The sequence below is a fragment of the Pseudomonas sp. NFX71 genome, assembly GCF_048079215.1.
Classification (GTDB): Bacteria; Pseudomonadota; Gammaproteobacteria; order Pseudomonadales; family Pseudomonadaceae; genus Aquipseudomonas; species Aquipseudomonas fluorescens_B.
This window is the reverse complement of record NZ_CP182230.1, coordinates 5531696-5549205: the sequence shown is the minus strand read 5'-3', so window position 1 is coordinate 5549205 and position 17510 is coordinate 5531696. Positions and strand designations below refer to the sequence as shown.

At 61.0% G+C, this 17510-nt stretch carries 16 protein-coding genes; 1 reads left to right on the top strand and 15 read right to left on the bottom strand.

Going from position 1 to position 17510, the window contains the following annotated elements; translation table 11 throughout:
* Positions 1-53 precede the first annotated feature (53 nt).
* Genes ACM1ZW_RS25875 through arnB form a run of 8 tightly spaced genes read right to left on the bottom strand, consistent with a single transcriptional unit; the run spans position 54 to position 8851 of the window.
* Entirely contained in the window at positions 54-1433 is a 1380-nt protein-coding gene (locus tag ACM1ZW_RS25875) for a UDP-glucose dehydrogenase family protein (protein ID WP_017339032.1), read from the bottom strand.
* A complete protein-coding gene (gene arnF, locus ACM1ZW_RS25870) occupies positions 1430-1831 on the bottom strand; it encodes a 4-amino-4-deoxy-L-arabinose-phosphoundecaprenol flippase subunit ArnF (RefSeq protein ID WP_416739643.1) in 402 nt (133 codons plus the stop codon). The genes ACM1ZW_RS25875 and arnF overlap by 4 nt, the downstream gene beginning before the upstream one ends.
* Entirely contained in the window at positions 1828-2172 is a 345-nt protein-coding gene (arnE, locus tag ACM1ZW_RS25865) for a 4-amino-4-deoxy-L-arabinose-phosphoundecaprenol flippase subunit ArnE (protein ID WP_416739642.1), read from the bottom strand. Before arnE ends, arnF begins: the two co-directional genes overlap by 4 nt.
* Positions 2169-3818 carry a lipid IV(A) 4-amino-4-deoxy-L-arabinosyltransferase gene (gene arnT, locus ACM1ZW_RS25860; RefSeq protein ID WP_416739641.1) on the bottom strand — a complete coding sequence of 550 codons (1650 nt, stop codon included), beginning with the start codon at positions 3816-3818 and terminating at the stop codon, positions 2169-2171. The genes arnE and arnT overlap by 4 nt, the downstream gene beginning before the upstream one ends.
* Complete coding sequence (gene arnD / locus ACM1ZW_RS25855) at positions 3815-4699, bottom strand: 4-deoxy-4-formamido-L-arabinose-phosphoundecaprenol deformylase (RefSeq protein ID WP_416739640.1); 885 nt, start codon at positions 4697-4699, stop codon at positions 3815-3817. Before arnD ends, arnT begins: the two co-directional genes overlap by 4 nt.
* The gene (gene arnA / locus ACM1ZW_RS25850) at positions 4699-6690 is read right to left on the bottom strand and encodes a bifunctional UDP-4-amino-4-deoxy-L-arabinose formyltransferase/UDP-glucuronic acid oxidase ArnA (RefSeq protein WP_416739639.1); all 1992 of its coding nucleotides are present in this window, start codon (positions 6688-6690) and stop codon (positions 4699-4701) included. Before arnA ends, arnD begins: the two co-directional genes overlap by 1 nt.
* Positions 6687-7706 carry an undecaprenyl-phosphate 4-deoxy-4-formamido-L-arabinose transferase gene (gene arnC, locus ACM1ZW_RS25845; protein WP_416739638.1) on the bottom strand — a complete coding sequence of 340 codons (1020 nt, stop codon included), beginning with the start codon at positions 7704-7706 and terminating at the stop codon, positions 6687-6689. Before arnC ends, arnA begins: the two co-directional genes overlap by 4 nt.
* A complete protein-coding gene (gene arnB, locus ACM1ZW_RS25840) occupies positions 7703-8851 on the bottom strand; it encodes a UDP-4-amino-4-deoxy-L-arabinose aminotransferase (protein ID WP_416739637.1) in 1149 nt (382 codons plus the stop codon). The genes arnC and arnB overlap by 4 nt, the downstream gene beginning before the upstream one ends.
* A gap of 404 nt (positions 8852-9255) precedes the next feature.
* On the opposite strand from arnB, the gene ACM1ZW_RS25835 reads away from it, so the two are divergent.
* Entirely contained in the window at positions 9256-10146 is an 891-nt protein-coding gene (locus tag ACM1ZW_RS25835; protein WP_017339024.1) for a site-specific integrase, read from the top strand.
* On the opposite strand, the gene ACM1ZW_RS25830 is transcribed toward ACM1ZW_RS25835, so the two are convergent.
* The 7 genes from ACM1ZW_RS25830 to ACM1ZW_RS25800 all read right to left on the bottom strand — a co-directional run bounded on the left by ACM1ZW_RS25830 (position 10143) and on the right by ACM1ZW_RS25800 (position 17424).
* Positions 10143-11213, bottom strand: a complete 1071-nt coding sequence (locus ACM1ZW_RS25830) for an ABC transporter ATP-binding protein (RefSeq protein WP_416739636.1) — start codon at positions 11211-11213, stop codon at positions 10143-10145. The two genes, ACM1ZW_RS25835 and ACM1ZW_RS25830, sit on opposite strands and share 4 nt — an antisense overlap.
* Positions 11210-12808 carry an ABC transporter permease gene (locus tag ACM1ZW_RS25825; protein WP_031318954.1) on the bottom strand — a complete coding sequence of 533 codons (1599 nt, stop codon included), beginning with the start codon at positions 12806-12808 and terminating at the stop codon, positions 11210-11212. The genes ACM1ZW_RS25830 and ACM1ZW_RS25825 overlap by 4 nt, the downstream gene beginning before the upstream one ends.
* Before the next feature lie 3 nt (positions 12809-12811).
* Complete coding sequence (locus ACM1ZW_RS25820) at positions 12812-13825, bottom strand: iron ABC transporter substrate-binding protein (protein ID WP_416739635.1); 1014 nt, start codon at positions 13823-13825, stop codon at positions 12812-12814.
* Positions 13826-13965: 140 nt separating this feature from the next.
* On the bottom strand, positions 13966-14526 hold the full coding sequence (locus ACM1ZW_RS25815; RefSeq protein WP_416739634.1) for a PqiC family protein: 561 nt from the start codon (positions 14524-14526) through the stop codon (positions 13966-13968).
* A gap of 18 nt (positions 14527-14544) precedes the next feature.
* The gene (locus tag ACM1ZW_RS25810; RefSeq protein ID WP_416739633.1) at positions 14545-16200 is read right to left on the bottom strand and encodes an intermembrane transport protein PqiB; all 1656 of its coding nucleotides are present in this window, start codon (positions 16198-16200) and stop codon (positions 14545-14547) included.
* Complete coding sequence (locus ACM1ZW_RS25805) at positions 16181-16831, bottom strand: paraquat-inducible protein A (RefSeq protein WP_017339018.1); 651 nt, start codon at positions 16829-16831, stop codon at positions 16181-16183. Before ACM1ZW_RS25805 ends, ACM1ZW_RS25810 begins: the two co-directional genes overlap by 20 nt.
* Entirely contained in the window at positions 16828-17424 is a 597-nt protein-coding gene (locus ACM1ZW_RS25800; protein ID WP_017339017.1) for a paraquat-inducible protein A, read from the bottom strand. The genes ACM1ZW_RS25805 and ACM1ZW_RS25800 overlap by 4 nt, the downstream gene beginning before the upstream one ends.
* Between the last annotated feature and the right edge of the window lie 86 nt (positions 17425-17510).

Here is a 17510-nt window from a genome sequence, read left to right as displayed (position 1 = left end):
GCCAGCAGCCCTACCCCCAAGGGACTGCTGACAAATGCTCGGCGAGTTAACGATCAAGCGACGTCGGAAGCCACCGGCCATTGCTGATACGGAATCGGCAGCTTGCGCGAGTCGCCGCGCCCCATCGGGAAGTACATGAATCCGTTGCGCGCCAGGCGATCGGCGTCGTACAGGTTGCGTCCGTCAAAAATCACCGGGGCTTTGAGCCGTTGCTGGATCAGGTTGAAATCCGGTGCCTTGAACTGCTGCCACTCGGTGCAGATGATCAACGCATCGGCGCCGGCGAGCACCGATTCCGGGGTGCCCATGAGCATCAGCTTTGCTTCGTCGGGGTACAAATGCTGGGTTTCCTGCATCGCTTCCGGATCGAACGCGCGCACGCTGGCGCCGGCGGCCCACAGCGATTCGAGCAGCACGCGACTTGGTGCGTCGCGCATGTCATCGGTGTTGGGTTTGAACGCGAGGCCCCACACGGCGAACGTCTTGCCGCGCAGATCGCCCTTGTAGAACGCGTTGATGCGTTCGAACAGCTTGTGTTTCTGCCGCTGGTTGATTGCTTCCACCGCTTGCAGCAGGTCACTGGAGCAATGCGCTTCTTCGGCGCTGTGGATCAGGGCGCGCATGTCTTTGGGAAAACACGAACCGCCGTAACCGCAGCCGGGGTAGATGAAGTGATAGCCGATGCGCGAATCCGCGCCGATGCCCAGGCGCACCGATTCGATGTCGGCGCCAAGGTGCTCGGCCAGTTCAGCGATCTGGTTGATGAAGCTGATCTTGGTTGCGAGCATGCAGTTGGCCGCGTATTTGGTCAGTTCGGCACTGCGCAGGTCCATGAACATGATCCGGTCATGGTTGCGGTTGAACGGTGCGTAAAGATCGCGCATGACGTCGCGGACCTCATCGCTTTCGCAGCCGATGACGATACGGTCCGGGCGCCGGCAATCGGCCACGGCCGAGCCTTCTTTCAGAAACTCCGGGTTGGAGACGATCTCGAACTGCAACAACCGCCCGACCTTGATCAGGCACTTGTCGATGTGTGCGCGCAAGGTATCGCCGGTGCCCACGGGAACGGTGGATTTCTCCACCAGAATCACCGGGTGTTCGCGATGACGGGCCACCGCTTCGCCCACCGACAGTACGTAGCGCAGGTCCGCCGAGCCATCGTCCCGGGACGGCGTGCCCACCGCGATGAACAGCACCTGGCCGTGTTGCACGGCGAACTTTTCATCGGTGGTGAACTGCAGTCGCCTGGCGTCGAGGCTTTCGCGCACCAGGCTGGCGAGCCCCGGTTCGAAAATGCTCACGTGGCCCTGTTGCAGCAACTCGACTTTTTTCTCGTCGATGTCCATGCAGACCACGTCGTGGCCGACTTCTGCCAGCACAGCGGCCTGCACCAGGCCCACGTAACCGCTACCAAACACACTGATTTTCATAGGTCACTCCTGAGGTTGGACGCATGAGCAGGTCGAGAGTTGATGGTGATGACGCCGAGGATGACCAGGGCCACCCCGAGGCTTTTGGAAAGGCTGAATTCTTCGTTGAACGCCGGCAGCGCCACGGCGAGCAGGTACACCAGCGCGTAGCTGATGCTCAACAGCGAGTAAGCCCGGCCCAGTGGCACATCGCGCAGGGCGGCGAGCCAGCTGAACATCGACAGGGCATAGGCGAGGATGGCGACCAGCACCACGACCACAGCGGTCGGATCAATGGCTGCAGTCAGCCAACGCTCGGGGGACGGCAGGCGCGTCATGCTCCAGCGCATGCCCAGCTGCGCGGCGCTGCCCAGCAGCACGCTGCCGAGGGCGAAGGTGAGGCCACGGCGCAGGCTCATGTGTGCAGTCCCAGCAAAATCACGCCGCTCATCACCAGCGCTACGCCCAACCAGTGACGGCGGTCGATGGGTTCGTGGAAGACGAAGCGGGCGATCAGGGTGATCAGCACGAAATTCAGACTCAGCATCGGGTACGCGACGCCGACTTCAAGGCGTTGCAACACCAGCAGCCACACCAGCAAGCCCGCGCCCAACGCTGCGATTGCCAGCCACAACCATGGCGAGCGCAGTTTCTCGCCCCAAGCCGATGACCGGCCGCGCCAGTGCTCCACGGCGTATTTCTGGGCGATCTGGCCCAGGCCGGTGAGCAGGCAGGCTGCCAACACCAGCAACAGGCTCATGACGCACCCTGAGGAAAAATCAGAATCACAAGGTTGCCTTGTTCATAGCGTTTGCCATCCTTGGGCAAGTGTTCGATTTCACGCAGCTCGTCCTCCCCTTTGACCCGCATCAGCACGCCCACCGAACCGTTCCGGCGGGCGTCGCGCATCCACTGCAGCACGCGATCGGGGTCGACGCGCTGCTGCGCGCCGTCAGGATAAGCGAGGCCATATTTCAATTCGCCTATCGTGTTGTACAACGCCACGTCCGGGCGTTTCAGGCGCCAGGCCAGGGCCGAAGCGGCGCCCAGATCGTTGCTCAGCAGTGTTTCGGCCTGGCCGAGTTCCTGTGCGTGCTCGAGGACGAACTGGTCGGGCATCTTGTTGGCCACCACCGCTTCGGGCATCGCCACCGGTAGAACACCGATCAGCAACAGACTGCCGAAGGCCGGCGCCGCCCAGCATTGCAACGGTCGGAACGCTTGCAGCAGGTTGGCCATGATCCAGCCGATCAGGCCTATAAACACCAGCACGAGGCTGTGCAGTTCGTGGTCGTACAGGGGGTTTTTCAGTTGCAGATAGACAAGGGCGAGCAGGGTGGTCAGGCCCAGAAGGAGGTTGAGCAAGCCATTGATGCCCAACGCCAGGTCTTGCTCCAGCCGCAGGCGATCCGCCAGTGCGTTGCCCAGCAACAAGGCCAGGGGCAACAGGCACGGCAGGATGTAAGTCGGCAACTTGCCGTTGCTCAGGCTGAAAAACAGCATCGGCATCAGCAACCACAGCAGCAGAAAGCCGATGCTGGCCTGACCACGGGTTTGCCACGCCTGCTTCAGTGCCGACGGCAATAACGCGGCCCACGGCAGACTGAACGCCACCAGCATTGGCAGGTAGAACCACCACGGCGCGTCATGCTGCGCATCGTCACCGGCGAAACGGCGGATGTGTTCGTGCCAGAAGAAGAACCGCCAGTAATCGGGCTCCTGCGCATGCACCGCCAAGGCCCATGGCAGGCTCACGGCGATGGCCACGGCTATCGCCACCGCGCCGTAGCGCAACAACTCGTGCCAGCGTCTTTGCCAGATCATCCACGGCAGTGCGATCAGTACCGGCAACAGCCAGGCCAGAAATCCCTTGGTCAGGAAGCCCATGCCACACGCCAGGCCCAGCAACGCCCAACCGATCAGGCGCCGGCCACGGCTGACGCTGTCCAGGGCAAACCACAAAGCCACCAGGCTCAGGTTGACCCAAAAGGTAAATTGCGGATCGAGGTTGGCGTAACCTGCTTGCCCGGCCACCACGGTAAAACTCATGTACAGCAGCGCGCAGGCAAAACTCTTGCGCGGCTCGTTCCAGAGCCGGCGGGCAATCAGGTAACACAGCATCACGCTGAGCCCGGTGCTGAGGGCCGAAACGAAACGCACGCCGAACAGGTTGTTGCCAAACACCGCCTGACTGAGGGCGATCATCCAGTAACCGGCCACCGGTTTTTCGAAGTAGCGCAGGCCCATGAAATGCGGCGAAACCCAGTCGCCGCTCAAGAGCATGCCCTGGCTGATTTGCGCGTAGCGGGTTTCGTCCGGAATCCACAAACCGTGGCTGCCCATCGGCAGCAGATAAGCCAACAGACAAAGGCCCAGCAACAACGGCAATGCCCAGCGTTTGCTCATACGCCTTGCACTCCCAGCCAGCCTTCGCGACCGTCGAGCGCGCCGCGCACCACCCGGCCACCGGGCAAGGTGTCCAGTGTTTCGGGCAGCAAATCACCCAAAGGCTGAAAACGGATATCGCGCTGACGCGCATCGGCCAGCAGTTGACGGAAATCGTGGGCCATCAGAATCCCTTCCACTTCGGCGTGGACCGTGTAGACGTTGAGGTTTTGCGCCGTGAATCGTTCAAGAATGAACCCGTTGAAATCCTCGGCCGTGACGGCCGGGCCGACCACTTCATCGAAGGTGGGCAGGTCCACCGGGATCTGGGGCACGCCCAGACCACCATCGGCCAATGTCGGCCGGAACAGACTGCGGCCGCGACAATCGCTGTTGTAGCGAAAACCGAAACCCTGCTTGGCTTCGATCACACGCTCGTCCGCCCGCCAACCCGCCGCCGCCGAGCAGTCGATTTTTTGTCCGAGGATGTCGCTCAGCGTGTCCACGCCCTGACGTATCTGCTCGATCAGCTGTGCGTCGCTCCAGCGTCCGACATTGGCCTGCCAGCCGTGGTGATCCCAGGCATGCAGGCCGACTTCATGCCCGGCCGCCCGGGTTTGCCGCATCAAATGCCCGAGATCGCGGCCGATCGGCTTGCCCGCCCACGCGGTGCCGGCCAGCAGAATGTCCCAGCCGTACAGTCCGGCGGCGTTGGAGCGCAGCATCTTCCAGAGAAACTGCGGGCGGATCAGGCGCCACAGGTGCCGCCCCATGTTGTCCGGCCCGACGCTGAAAAAAAACGTCGCTTTGACCTGGGCCTCATCAAGCATTTCCAGCAATCGCGGCACACCCTCACGAGTGCCTCGGTAGGTGTCGACATCAATCCGGAGGCCCGCTTTCATCAAACGTTGTCCGCGATTTCGAGCAGGGCTTCACGCAAGAAGAAATCCAGCGTGTTGCCGATGGTTTCACTCATCTCCACGGTCGGCGTCCAGTCCAGCAAGCGCTTGGCGTTGTCGATGCTCGGTTTGCGGTGGGACACGTCCTGGTAACCCGCACCGTAGAACGCCTTGCTTTCGACGTCGCGGAACCCGGCGAATGGCGGGAAATTGTGGCGCAGCGGGTGCGCTTCGAACTGACGCAGCAGCTCTTCGCCCAACTGGCGGATGCTCGCTTCGTTGTCCGGGTTGCCGATGTTGATGATCTGGCCGTTGCAGGCATCGTTGCGGTTGTCGATGATCCGCGCCAGTGCTTCCACGCCGTCGGCAATGTCAGTGAAGCAACGTTTTTGCTCACCGCCGTCGAACAGGCGAATCGGCGTGCCTTCCACCAGATTGAGGATCAGTTGCGTGATCGCTCGGGAGCTGCCGATGCGAGCCGAGTCCAGACGGTCGAGGCGCGGCCCCATCCAGTTGAAGGGGCGGAACAGGGTGAAGTTCAGGCCTTTCTGGCCATAAGCCCAGATCACCCGGTCGAGCAGTTGCTTGGAAGTCGAGTAGATCCAGCGTTGCTTGTTGATCGGCCCGACCACCAGGCTGGATGTGTCCTCGTCGAATTTGTCGTCCTGGCACATGCCATAGACCTCCGACGTCGACGGGAAGATCACCCGCTTGTGGTATTTGACGCAGTAGCGAACCAGCTTGAGGTTCTCTTCGAAATCCAGCTCGAACACGCGCAGCGGGTTGCGGGTGTACTCGATAGGCGTGGCGATCGCGACCAGCGGCAGGATCACGTCGCACTTCTTGATGTGGTACTCGATCCACTCGGAATGGATGCTGATATCGCCTTCGACGAAATGGAAATTCGGATGGCTGCGCAAACGCGAGATGGCATCGGAGCCGATGTCGAGCCCGTAGACCTCGTAGCGGTCATCGCGCAGCAAACGCTCGGACAAGTGATTGCCGATGAAACCGTTGACGCCGAGGATCAGCACGCGTGTGCGGCGTGGCGTGCGTGCGGATTCGGCACCTCGCAGCACGGAACCGTCGACCAGACCGAGTTCGCCGGCCAGTTGCGGCCCGCTCAGGTACAAGCCGTTGTCGTTGCGCTGACCGGCGCTGATCACCAGCGAATCTTCGCCGCAAGCGATGCGCAATGGATCGACGCTGATGACCCGCCCCGGCATCTGGCCTTCGTTGCCCTTGACCACTTCGGCGCTCCAGACAACCAGCTTGTGTTCGCCCACCGCGCAGAACGCGCCGGGATAAGGTTGGGTGACGGCGCGCACCAGGTTGAACAGTTCTTCTGCCGGTTTTTGCCAGATCAGTTTGCCGTCGGCGGGCGTGCGGCGACCGAACGTCGTGGCCTGGGATTCGTCTTGCGGCGTTTCACTGACCTTGCCGGCGAGCAGCGCGGGCAAGGTGTCGCGTAACAGGTCGGTAGCGGCCCCGCGCAGTTTGCCGTGCAGGCTCAGCGCGGTGTCGCTGCGCTCGATTCCAACCTTCTTCTGGGCGAGGATGGCACCGGCATCGGCGCGCTTGACCATGCGGTGCAGGGTCACGCCGGTTTCGCTTTCGCCGTTGACCAGCACCCAATTGGCCGGAGCACGACCGCGATAGCGTGGCAGCAACGAACCGTGCAGGTTGAACGCGCCTTTGCGCGCGGTGGCCAGCAGCGGTTCGCTCAGCAGCTGGCGGTAGTAGAACGAGAACAGGTAATCGGGGTTGAGCTGGCTGATGCGCTCGATCCACAGCGGATGGTTGACGTCTTCCGGGGCATGCACCGCAATGCCCCGGCGTGCGCACAGTTGTGCAACGGAGGCGTAGAAAGCGTTCTCCTTGGGATCATCGGCGTGGGTGAACACGGCAGCAATCTCATAACCGCTGTCGAGCAGGGTTTCGATACCGGTACAGCCAATATCGTGATAGGCGAAAACAACTGCTTTTGCGCTCATGAGAGAACCTGATCTGAAGAAGTGGAATTGAGGCCGTCAACGGTGATGACGGGAACGGGTGTGGCGGGCTGGCTGCGAAGGACTTTTTCGATGAAAAACCGCGGACGCGCACGGACATCGCTGTACATGCGCCCCAGGTATTCGCCCAGCAGGCCCATGCCGATGAACTGGCCGCCGGTGAACACGAACAGCACGGCGAACAGCACGAACATCCCGTCACCGGCCCAACTGGCGCCGAACACCAGCCGCAAGACAATCAGCACGGTGGCAAACGCCACGCCGAGCCCGGCCATGGCGAAGCCGACAATGCTCAACAACCGCAACGGCGTGGTGGTCATGCAAGTGATCAGGTCGAACATCAGGTTGATCAGGCGCATGGGGCTGTACTTCGATTCGCCGTGTTCGCGCTCGGCGTGGGTCACCAGGATCTCCGTGGTGTGCCGGGCGAAGCTGTTGGCGAGGATAGGGATGAAGGTGCTGCGCTCGCGGCAGGCGAGCATCGCGTCGACAATCGATCGACGATAGGCGCGGAGCATGCAGCCGTAATCACTCATGGCGACGCCGGTGGAACGCTGCACGGCGAGGTTGATCAGCTTCGACGGCCAACGGCGCAGGGCCGAATCCTGACGGTTGCTACGTACCGTGGCGACCACGTCATAGCCAAGCTCAGCCTGGGCCACCAGGCGAGGAATCTCTTCGGGCGGGTTTTGCAGATCGGCATCGAGGGTGATGACGACATCGCCCTTGCACTGCTCGAAACCGGCCATGATTGCCGCGTGCTGGCCGTAATTGCGGTTGAGAATGACCGCCACCACCGGGCTGCAATCGCGACTGGCGGCCTCTTCGAGGATCTGCGCGGAATTGTCGCGGCTGCCGTCGTCGACCAACACGATTTCGTAGTCGTGGTGCAGTTGCTGGCACGCCACTTCGGTGCGCCTGAGCAATTCGGGCAGGCTGTCCTGCTCATTGTAGACCGGGATGACGATCGACACGCAACGGATCGGGTAAGGTTTCACAGGCGTGTGTCCAGTGTGAGTTCGATGGCGCTGACGACACGGTCGACGTCCTCGGTGGTCATGTCGGGGAACAACGGGATCGAGCACAGGCGTGCCGAGTTCCATTCGGTGTTGGGCAGGTAGATGTTGGGGAAGCGCTGGCGGTACCAGGTGTGCAAGTGGGTGGCGATGAAGTGGATGCCGGTGCCGATGTTCCGCGCCTGCAGGGCTTGCATGAACGCTTCACGGTCGAGTCCGCAGCGCTCGGCATCGATGCGCAGGATGAACAGGTGCCAGGCGTGCTGCTGCGGGTAAAGCGGAATCGCCAGCGGTTGCACCGGCGAGCCTTCCAGACGCTGCAAATAGCGTCTGGCCAGCGCGGTACGCTTGGCATTGATCTCATCCAGGCGTTCCAGTTGCACCAGGGCGATGGCGGCATTGATGTCGGCCAGGTTGTATTTGAACCCCGGTTCGATCACCTGGGCCTGGGGTTTGCGGCCGTGGGTCATGCGGTCATAGGCATCGACGCCGAGCCCGTGAAACTTGAGCATGCGCACCCGGTTGGCCAGCGCCTCATCGTCGCTGACGAACATCGCACCCTCGGCGCAGGTCATGTTCTTGATCGCGTGGAACGAGAAGATCGCCGTGCCTTTCGCGCCGACGTGACGGTTTTTGTAGAAGGTGCCCGCCGCATGGGCAGCATCTTCGATCACCGGGATGCCGTGTTTGTCGGCCAAGGCGTAAAGCGCATCGAGATCGAATGCCGCGCCGGCGTAGTGCACCGGAATGATTGCCCGAGTGCGTGGGGTGATGGCCGCTTCGATGTGTTCGACGCTGCTCATCAGCGTGTCGCGGTCGACGTCGACAAACACCGGCGTCGCGCCCAGCAGGCAGATCATGTTGGCGGTGGAAACCCAGGTCTGGGATGGCGTGATGACTTCGTCGCCGGGTCCGATGCCCAAGGCCAATAACGTGACATGCATGGCGCCGGTGGCCGAGGACAACGCCACGGCATGGCGGCAGCCAACATAGTTGGCGAAGTGTTCTTCGAGTTGCTGGTTTTTCGGCCCGGTAGTGATCCACCCGGAGCGCAATACTTGCTCTACGGCGGCTATTTCTTCATCGCCGATACTGGGGCGGGAGAAGGGGAGAAAAGCCTCACTCATGGAAAACCTCGGGGCGTAGGCCGTCCTTCGGGGGAAGTACCGAAATAAACGGGATTTCAATGGTTTAGTGACCTGTCGGGCACGAGCCTTATTTGACTTTTGCAGCCATGGCCGGCAGGTTGGGAGCCTGTCGAGGCCCACCGGGTAGAGACGAGGTTAGGCCGGTTTTTGTGAAAGGAACATCAAAAAACGGCGACGGAATCGTTTATCTGAACGTTATTAAGCCAATGTTCAGGCTTCTGCCGTTCATCGCGCTCTTTAGTAGAAAAGTCCTGCAGAAGTGTCCCGCTTTATATGAAGAATGTTTCAATCCTTAGTTGTTTTATTGATCTGTTTCCACTCAAGGCCGTTTTGTTTTGATTGACTTACCTGTTACTGATTCAACTGCTGCAAAGACCAATCCGATGCCCCTGTATCTGGCGCGACTGGCGCCATCCAGCCAACTGACCATGCGTTATGTGTTGCAGGACGCCGCCGACCGCCTGGGCTTCGAAGACATGAACGTCGAGGAGATTCCCTGGCACCAGTTGCAGCCCGAGGATGTGATCGCGCTGGTGGCGGCGTTGCGCGCGGACGGCTACGCGCCCAACACGTCTTCGCTGTACGTCAACGCCGTGCGCGGGGTGATGAATGAAGCGTGGCGCATGAGCCTGATCAGCCAGGAACACTTGCTGAAGATGCGCTCGGTCAAGGGCATTGCCGGCACACGATTGTCCCAGGGACGCAATCTGCGCCGCTCGCTGATCCAGGAAATGATGGCAGTCTGTGCCGCCGATCCACGGCCGCAAGGCCTGCGGGACGCGGCGATCATCGGGATTCTGTACGGTTCGGGCATGCGCAAATCAGAGTCGGTGAACCTCGACCTCGATCAGGTGGATTTCACCGAACGCAGCCTGCGGGTGACCGCCAAAGGCAACAAACAGCTGATCAAATACGCACCGGCCTGGGCGTTCGCCAAACTGGATGCCTGGCTGGAGCTGCGCCGCTCGCAACTCAAGGAAGGCGAGGTTGATGATGCGTTCCTGTTCAATCGCATCCGCCGCGGCAGCCACATCACCCGTGAGCGCATCACCAAACATGCGATCTATTACATCGCCCGGCAACGCGGCGCGCAGGTCGGGGTGAAAATCATGCCCCATGACTTTCGGCGCTCGTTCATTACCCGGGTGATCGAGGAACATGACTTGTCGATTGCGCAGAAACTTGCCCATCACAGCAATATCCAGACGACAGCCAACTACGACGTGCGCGATGACAATGAGCGGCGGCGGGCGATAGACCGCTTCGACCTTTAAGATTCACTCAACACATGGGCGTGGCCGATGGTCGAGACGTGAACCGCACTGCCGGTCGGTGGCGCGTACAGGCCCGAACTGCGCACCATCAATGACCGACCGGGCAGGTCGGTGGATGACAGAGGTTCCAGTTCCACGGTCAATGTGCAGGTATTGCCGCTGAAATCGCGCTCGGTCACCACGGCTCGACAACCGGCGGTCTCGACCGAGCTGGAAACGATACCGACCAGTTGCAACTGCTCGGGCCGCAGCATGATCTGCGCACAGTGGTTGTTGCGATGATTGTTGACCGGGATCCGCCCGAGATCGCAATGCGCCCAGCCGGCTTCGATCCGGGCCGGCATGACCACGGCATCGCCGAGGAACATTGCGGTTTGTTCGTCACCGGGATAGCGGTAAAGGTCCAGCGGATGACCGGACTGCACCACACGCCCCTCACGCATGACCGCAAGCTGATCGGCAAACGACAGCGCTTCACTCTGGTCATGGGTGACCAGAATGGTGGTGACACCGGCGTCCGCCAGCAACCGCGCCACCAGTTTGCGCATGGCGGCGCGCAAGCCGGTATCGAGCGCGGAAAATGGCTCATCCAGCAACATCAGGCGCGGCTGTTGCGCCAGCGCTCGCGCCAGTGCCACACGTTGTTGTTGGCCGCCGGAAAGCTCATGGGGCCAACGATTGGCCATGCTGGAATCCAGTGCCACGCTGTCCATCAGTTCGGCAATACGCTCGTGTTTGATGGCGCCCTTGGTCGACAGGCCGAAACCGATGTTGGCGGCCACGGTCATGTGCGGAAACAGGGCGCCGTCCTGCGGGACATAACCGATCTGACGTAGATGCGCCGGGACTTCGTGGGTGTCGTCCACCAACGTCTGGCCATTGAACGTCAGGCGGCCCGAGTCCGGAAACTCGAAACCGGCGATCATGCGCAGCAAGGTGGTTTTACCCGAACCGGAAGGCCCGACGATCACCGTGCGACTACCCGTGGGCACCGTCAGGCTGATGTTTTCCAGGGCGCGATGCGCGCCATAGGATTTGCAGATCGAATGCAGTTCAAGAGCGTTCATCGGCCAGCCGTTCGTTTGGATTGGTGATAGAGGAGCCCGGTCAACGGAAGTGACAGCAGGATCATCAGCAAGGCATAAGGCGCAGCGGCGGCGTAGTCGATCTCGCTGGTCAACGCCCAGAACCCGGTCGCCAGCGTGCGCGTGCCGTTCGGAGCGAGCAGCAGGGTGGCGGTCAATTCATTGGTGATCGCCAGGAACACCAGCGCGGCACCCGCAGCAGCACCGGGCGCGGCGAGGCGCAGGGTAATCAACCACAACGCACGACCGGGAGAGCGACCGAGACTGCGGGCGATGTTCTCCAGCTCAACCGGCGCCTGAGCGATGCCCGCCCGCAAACTCACCAGCGCACGGGGTAAAAACATCAGCAGGTACGCAAGCAACACGGTAATCGTGGTCTGATAAATCGGCCGGGCGAAATGCACCGTGACCGTCACCAACGCCAGGGCGACCACAATGCCCGGCAACGAACTGGTGATGTAGTTGCAGCTTTCGAGGATCCGTTGCAGCCGACCCGGCGAGCGGATCGACAGCCACGCAATCGGAATCGCCGCGCAGGTGGTGAGGGCCGCGCCGGCAACCCCAAGCAGCAGCGTCTGTTGCAGTGCCGGCATCAGCTCGGCCATCTGCCAGACCTGCGAGCCACCGGCGATCAGCCATTTGCCCAAGGTGATCAACGGCACCCCGAGCGCCAGGGCGCAGGTCACCAACAGCAAGGTTAGCGCGAGAACGGTCGGCAACTTTTTCAGGCGTACGACCTGCTGTTCGCGGGCGCTCCCGGAACCGACGCGGGCATACCGCGCATTGCCACGCGCCGCCGATTCGACGGTCAGCATCGCCAGGCAACACAGCGCGAGCACACCCGCCAGCATGTTCGCGGCTGGCCCGTTGAAGGTGGATTTGAACTGATCGAAGATCGCTGTGGTGAAGGTGTCGAAGCGGATCATCGCGTACAGGCCGTATTCGGCGAGCAGGTGCAGCCCGACCAACAAGGCGCCGCCGCAAATGGCCAGACGCAGCTGCGGCAGCACCACGCGAAAAAACACCGCCCAAGGTTTGAGCCCCATCGATTGCGCGACATCTTCGATGGCCGGATCGAGGCGACGCAACGTCGCCGCAATCGGCAAGTAGAGGAACGGGAAGTAGGCGATGACCGACACCAGAACCCCGGCAAACAGCCCGTGAATCGGCGGCACCAGACTGACCCAGGCATAGCTGTGAACGAATGCCGGGACCGCCAGCGGCGCGGTCGCCAGCAACGACCACCAGCGCCGCCCCGGCAGATCGCTGCGCTCGGTCAGCCAGGCGAGTGTCACGCCCAGCGCGACGCACAGGGGAATCGTGATCAGCACCAGCAATACGGTGTTGATGAACAGCTCGCCGACCCGTGGCCGAAACACCAGTGCGAGCAAGGTTGTCCAGCCGGTTTGCACGGACACGCCGATGACAAAAGCGATTGGCAGCAGCGCCAGCAGCGAAACCAGCACCGACAAACCGATCACCCATGCACCGCCGCGACCCACGAACACTCCGCGAGAGCGGCGGCGCAAATGTGCGGGTATCGCCTCAGCGACGACCGCCGGTAATGTTTCAGGCATCAATTAGAGCAGTCCGGCCTGTGTCATCAGCTCAACGGCTTTTTTGCTGTCGAGTTTCGAGGCGTCGACTTTCGGCGCGTCGAGCTGCTGCAGGGGCACCAGTTTTGGGTTGGATTGCGCGTTCTTGCCGACCGCGTATTCAAACGAATTGCCGGTCTTGAGGATGGCCTGGCCATCCTTGCCGGTGATCCATTTCAGAAACGCCTGGGCCTGTTCCTTATGTTGGCTGGACGCCAGGACGCCGCCACCGGAAATGCTGACAAACGCGCCCGGGTCCTGATGTTTGAAGTAATGCAGGGCAGTGTCCTTGCTGTTTTCGCCGGTCCGGGCCTGATCACCGAAGCGGTAATAGTGGTAAATCACACCGCTGTCGATCTGCCCGGCATTCACTGCTTTCAACACGGAGCTGTTGCCCCGATACGCGGTGAAGTTGGTTTTCATCCCCTTGAGCCACTCGAGAGTGGCGGCTTCGCCCTTGAGTTCCAGCACCGCGGCGACAATGGCCTGGAAGTCCGCGCCGGCCGGTGACGCCGCCCAGCGACCTTTCCATTTCGGGTCGGCGAGATCCATCAGTGACTTTGGCAACTCGGCTTCGGGCAGTTTGCCCGGGTTATAGACAAACACAGTCGAGCGCGCGGCGATGCCCACCCACTTGCCATGCGCCGGACGGTAGGCCGCGTCGACTTGTTCCAGAGTGGTTGGCGCTACGGGCGTAAACAGCCCCGCGTTATCCACCAGCACCATGGCCGGGGAGTTTTCGGTCAGAAACACGTCAGCCGGGGAGGCTGCGCCTTCCTGCACGATCTGATTGCCCATTTCCGTGTCGTCGCCATTGCGCACTGTGACCTTGATTCCGGTTTCCTTGGTAAAGCCCTCGATCCAGGCTTTGGTCAGGCTTTCATGCTGGGCGTTGTAGACCACGATACCGTCGGCATCGGCTGAGTAAACGTGACCTGCACCGAACAGGGCGGCGGCCAGCAAGGCGGCTTTCAGGAAAGAGGGGACAGGGCGATTCATGCAGTGGCGGCTCCGTGATTTTAAGATTCGTGCACGCTGGACAGACCGTTGGGTCGTCAATGATTGTAGGTCAATACGAATCATTTGCAGGTTTGAGACGGTGCCAAATGTAAGGGGATGAATGAGAAAAAAACGTCAATTCATTGCGATGCCGGACACCCTTTTTGCGATCCGGCTGCCGCCTGGCTGATCAACGCGGCCAGGCGTTTGACGTTGTTCTGCTGGGCAAGGACCAAGTCGTCGATGGACGGCCCTGAAGGTGTTTGCAACGTACTTCGGCAGCTGACCAGCGTGGTATCGCCTTCGCCGGGACTGCGCAGGCGCCATTTGACGTCCATCAGCGCGTATTGACCGGGAACCGAATCAAAGCGCTGAACCTCCACGCGCACCGACACTTTGCGCTGGGGATTGCTGTTGGCCAGTTGATCGGCCAAGGCGCTGCGCAACTCATCCACCAGGCTCGCAGCCCACCACTCGGTCTCTAGAATCGCCAGGCCACTGTTGCCCTGACGAATGACGATCTGCGGACGATCGACCTGCGGCGGCACGCTGAGGCCTTCGATCAGGATTTCCCCACCGTTGGCGCGTGCCGTCCCGCTCAGTTGCGCCGGCGTCAGGGTATGGAACTGGATCGGCTCACTGCGGCACGCGACGAGCAGCAATAGCGCAGTGACCAACGTCATCTTCAGCGAGGAAACCATGGGTGTTGCTCCTGTTGGTCAGTTGCGCGGCGGTGCCTTCAAGTCCATCGGCGCGGCGTTATCGGGGCGACCGCGAATCAGCGATTCCGGATGCCGGCCCAGGTAATCCGAGAGCTCACGCAAGGAGCGCGACATGCGTCCGAGTTCCTCCAGGGTCTGGGTCAATTGCTCGCGTTGCGGCGAGTCCTCGGCAAGTGTCGAGCTGGCCGATTGCAGGGTCTTGCTGACGTCCGCCAGGGTGGTTTGCACGCCGGGCAAGGTCTTGGCGTTGAATTGCGCGAGGCCTTTGCGCAGCTCGACGAGGTTGCTGTCGAGGTTGCCGGCAATGCGTCCGATGGGCAGATCGTTGATTTTGTTGACCATGCTTTCGAGTTTTTCCTGCAACTGTTCAAGGCTGCCGGGAATGGTCGGGATGGACACAGGCCGAGCGGTTGGATCAAACACGACTTTCTCTGCCTTAGGGTAGAAGTCGAGCGCTATATAGAGCTGACCGGTCAACAGGTTGCCGCTTCGGGCTTGAGCCCGCAGGCCGTTTTCGATGAAGGAGCCCATAAGCCTGACACCGGCGGCTTCGTCATTGGGGTCGTGCTTCAACGCCTCAAGCATTTTGGCGTGAGCCTGACCGAGGCGTTGCGGGTAGATAACGATGCCGACGTTGACCGGAAAGCTGCGCTTTTTTGCATCGAAATCCAGATTGACCGACACCACTGTGCCGAACTCGATGCCAAGGAATTCCACCGGCGCACCGACCTTCAGCCCACGCAATGCCTGGTCGAAACGCAAACTCAGGTATTGCGCCTTGCCATTGGGCGGGGCGAGGGCGGTTTGCTGGTCTTCGAAGAGCTCGAAGGCTTTTTCCTCGGTGGCCGGTTTATCGTTGGGGCTGTACTCCGGGGCGCGGAAGGCGATGCCGCCCACCAACATGGCGGACAGCGACTCGGTCTTCACTGCAAAACCGTTGGCGCCGACATTCACATCAATCCCGCTGGCGTTCCAGAAACGGGTGTTTTCGGTGACGAAGGCATCGTTGGGTGAGTGAATGAAGACTTCGATGTTCACCCCTTTGCCGTCGGCATCCAGGGTGTAAGCGACGACTTGGCCGACCGGAATCTTGCGGTAGTAAACCGGCGAGCCGATGTCCAGCGAACCCAGGTCCGGGGTGTTCAGCATGAAGCGCTTGCCCGGCTCGCCATAAGTGATCGGCGGCGGATTTTCCAGGCCTTTGAAGTTCTTCGACCGCGCATTGGCCTGGCCAATGTCGGCGCCAATGTAGTCCCCGGACAGCAGCGTATCGATACCCGACACGCCGCCCGCGCCGATTCGGGGCCGCACCACCCAGAATTGCGAGTCTTCGCGGGTGAAACTTTCCGCCTGCTTGGCCAGTTTGATGGTGGCGTTGACGCTTTTCTGGTCGTTGCTCAGTTCTACCTCGGAGACTTGCCCGATCACCACGTTACGGTATTTGACCTCGGTCTTGTTGGCGGTCAGGCCGCTGCCGGTCTTGAATGTGACGGTGATGGTCGGTCCTTCCTGCAGGATGCTGTGCACCACCAGCGAAATACCTACCAGCACCGCGATAATCGGGACTATCCATACCAAGGAAACGCTGAAACGACGGGTCTTGATCGGGGCCTGCCCGGGAGCTTGCGGTCCGTCAGTGGCTTGCGACTTCATCCATGACCTCCTCGTGATTCGAATGGTGTTGGTCCCAGATCAAACGCGGGTCAAAACTCATGGCCGAGAGCATGGTGAACACCACGACCAGGCCAAAGAAGAGAATGCCCACGCGGGGTTCGATATCGGCCAGGGCTTGAAACTTGACCAGTGAAGCCACCAGGGCCACCACGATCACGTCGAGCATCGACCAATAACCGATGAGCTCGACGAAGCGGTACATTTTCGACCGCTCCTTGCGCGCCCATTGGCTGTCGCGCTGAACGGTCACCAGCAGGAGCGTCAGAGCGACGAATTTGACGCCCGGCACCGCGATACTGGCGATGAAAATGATCAGGGCAATGTCCCAGGCGCCGTGCTGCCAGAAATCCAGCACACCGCCCATGATGGTGCTGTCGGCGCCGGCGCCAACCATTTTGGTGTTCATCACCGGCAACACATTGGCCGGGATGTAAAACACCAGCGAAGTCAGCAGGTAGGCCCAGGTGCGGGTCAGTGCGTTGGGCTTGCGCCGATGCAGCGGTGCACCGCAACGCTCGCATTCTTGGGGTTCGCCGGTCATGTCACAGGCCAGGCCGCAGCTGTGGCAAAGGCACAGGTTGAGTTCGCTCGCGACCGGAGGCGTGGTCATAAAACATCCCACAGTTCACGTATATCGCGCCCGGCAATGCGGATCATCATCAGGCTGAGAATGGCCAGGGCGAACAGTCCGATGCCGGGCAGCACGTCGAGCAACCCGGCGAGCTTGATCACCGCGACCATCGCCCCCAGCAGGCAGACTTCCAGCATGCTCCAGGGCCGCAGGGTTTCCAGCCAGCGCATGCAGAATCTGAAACCCGGTGAGCGACGGGAGGTGAGGGCGAAGCTCAAGACCCAGATCAACAGCAGCAACTGGAAAATCGGCGCAATGATCATGGAAATGGCGGCCACCAGGGCGATGAAGGTAATCGGGCCCAGCGTCAGGGCCATTATGGAATCCCACAGCGTTGCGCTGTTTTTCAAGCCTTTAAGGCTGATGCTCATCACCGGATAGAAATTGGCGAAAATCCACAGCATCAATGCCGTCACGGTCAACGCCAGCCGCTGCTCCACCGTCAGGCCGTTATAACGCTGAAGCACACCACCGCAGCGCGTACACAGGGTTTTCTGATGTTTGGCGAGCGTGACTTTTTGATACACGCAGTCGCAGTGCTCGCAGATGATCAGTTGGTCAGTCGTAGCCATAGGCCGCACTCGCCAGGACACAGGAAAGTCAGAGCACCTCCTCAATATAGAAGTGCGTTGCGAATGAGCAAATCGAAAGGCAATTT